The sequence below is a fragment of the Mesorhizobium sp. M7A.F.Ca.CA.001.04.2.1 genome (assembly GCF_003998485.1).
GTDB classification, from domain to species: domain Bacteria; phylum Pseudomonadota; class Alphaproteobacteria; order Rhizobiales; family Rhizobiaceae; genus Mesorhizobium; species Mesorhizobium ciceri.
Genome location: NZ_RZQT01000271.1, coordinates 1 through 1,711 on the forward strand (window position 1 = coordinate 1; position 1,711 = coordinate 1,711).

Sequence of the window (1,711 nt, forward strand, 5' to 3'; positions counted from 1 at the left end):
GGCGGGACCCGCCAGCGCCCGGCATCGATGGCGGCATCGGGCGGCAATTGCGGCGGGGCGTGGGCGGGCAGGGCGCCGAACGCGCCCATCAGGCCGGCGACGAGCAGGGCGGCGATGGTTCCCGCGCCGGCCGTTATCCAGGTTTGAAATTTTGAGCGGGCAGTCTTGAACATTCCAAACTATGCACGTCGAACGGTCAGCCACCCCTGCGCAGTCTAGAAAGAAAAAATGGCTGATGGAACCCGCAAACGGCTGGTCCAGTCCTCACGCCGCTTCCCTTGCCCAGAGCCTGTGGCCATGGCGGCGGAAATAGCGCGCCACCAGGCGCTGCTGCTTGGCCCTGATCAGGTCGGGCAGGCGCCGCTCCTGGCGCCAGCGCGGTATGTTGCGCCAGCAGGCTATCAAGCGGGCGGCGTCCTCGATTGCCTCCTGCGCCGAGAGCGCCGGACCGATAGCGGCCAGGAACAGCGCCTCCGACGGTTTCAACTCGTCGATCACCGCCTTGCGCCTGACGTGATCGTGACGGGCGTGGGCGATGCCGCTGCGACGGATCGCTTCGAAGGCTTCAAGCAAGGCCAGGCTGTCGCCGGCGTAGCCGCAGGAACGGGCAAAATCGGCGGCAAAAGCGTCCATTATCGCTCCCGAGTCTGATGCAGTGGGCAGGTTCGTGCCCGACTCACATTTTCATACATTTATGAAAGCATAACTCAAATTACGCTAGAAGAAAAACTTCTGGGAAAGTTTGAAAACTGCGACTCGACTCCCGGCGTAAAACACAGGAATATGCGAACAAATCAGGAACAAATACGAGGCAGGGGCGATGGCATTGCCGGGCAAGGAACCAACGATCGCGCATGTCGCCTCGATCTCGGTCGAGTGCGCCGATTGTGGCCGCAACAGGTGGTGGCGACCCGATCAGCTGAAGCGGTTCGGGGTGACGGGGAATACGCCGCTGTCCGCTCTGTCGGGCCGTATCGTCTGTTCGGCCTGCCGCGCCGACGGACTGCCGGGGACGGCGATTTCGATCCAGGCGGCGTTTGTCGACGAGCGCCAGCGCGTGCGCAGCGAAGCGCGGATGCTGAGCGATAGGGATGTGCCGCTGGAGGGATCGCGGCGGGCTTGAGTGGGAGGGTGCCAGCGCTGGTTCTTCCTTCTCCCGCAGGGGGAGAAGGAAGAGCGTCCCTTGCTCAATACCCCAGCAATTCCTTCAGCGGAATCACGCGCCAGACATGTTTGATGGCGTAGCGGTTGAAGGTCAGCGTCTTCGGCGGGTTGTACTGCTCGACGACCAGCTCGCCCGCCGTGCGCTTGACCAGCTTCTTGATGAAGGCCTTGCCGTTGCGCTCGTTTTCCTCCGGGAAGGTCTCGATCACCACATGGTCGCCCGGTACGGCGTCGCGGCCGCCGCAATAGATCAGGTCGCCGGGCTCGTAACGCGGCACCATGGAATCCGAGAGCACGTGCAGGGCGAACACCTTCGGCAGGTTGCGCACGCCCGGCGGGCGCTGGACGTAACCCGCCGGCTCGCCGTTGAAGGTGAAATCGCCATCGTCGCCACCGACGGCCGCGCCCAGCACCTCGATGTCCATCGAGCTGGCGGGTAGCGGACCTGCATCGGTGACGATCTCCGCATCGGCAACCGGTCCGGCATCGTCGAGAAACACGACCTGCCCCTGGCCCAGCGCAACCGGGTCGACGCGCAGGAAGGCGG

The 1,711-nt window shown here is 64.2% G+C and carries 3 protein-coding genes; 1 reads left to right on the plus strand and 2 read right to left on the minus strand.

What is annotated here, in order from left to right:
- Nucleotides 1–264 precede the first annotated feature (264 nt).
- Nucleotides 265–633, minus strand: a complete 369-nt coding sequence (locus tag EN955_RS34380) for a hypothetical protein (RefSeq protein ID WP_024501758.1) — start codon at nucleotides 631–633, stop codon at nucleotides 265–267.
- Between the two features lie 187 nt (nucleotides 634–820).
- Between EN955_RS34380 and EN955_RS34385 the strand changes: the two genes are divergently transcribed.
- Nucleotides 821–1,123 carry a hypothetical protein gene (locus EN955_RS34385; protein WP_024501757.1) on the plus strand — a complete coding sequence of 101 codons (303 nt, stop codon included), beginning with the start codon at nucleotides 821–823 and terminating at the stop codon, nucleotides 1,121–1,123.
- A gap of 64 nt (nucleotides 1,124–1,187) precedes the next feature.
- Here the strand turns inward: EN955_RS34385 and EN955_RS34390 are convergent.
- A partial coding sequence (locus EN955_RS34390; RefSeq protein WP_164753284.1) for a helix-turn-helix transcriptional regulator occupies nucleotides 1,188–1,711 on the minus strand: 524 nt, incomplete at its 5' end.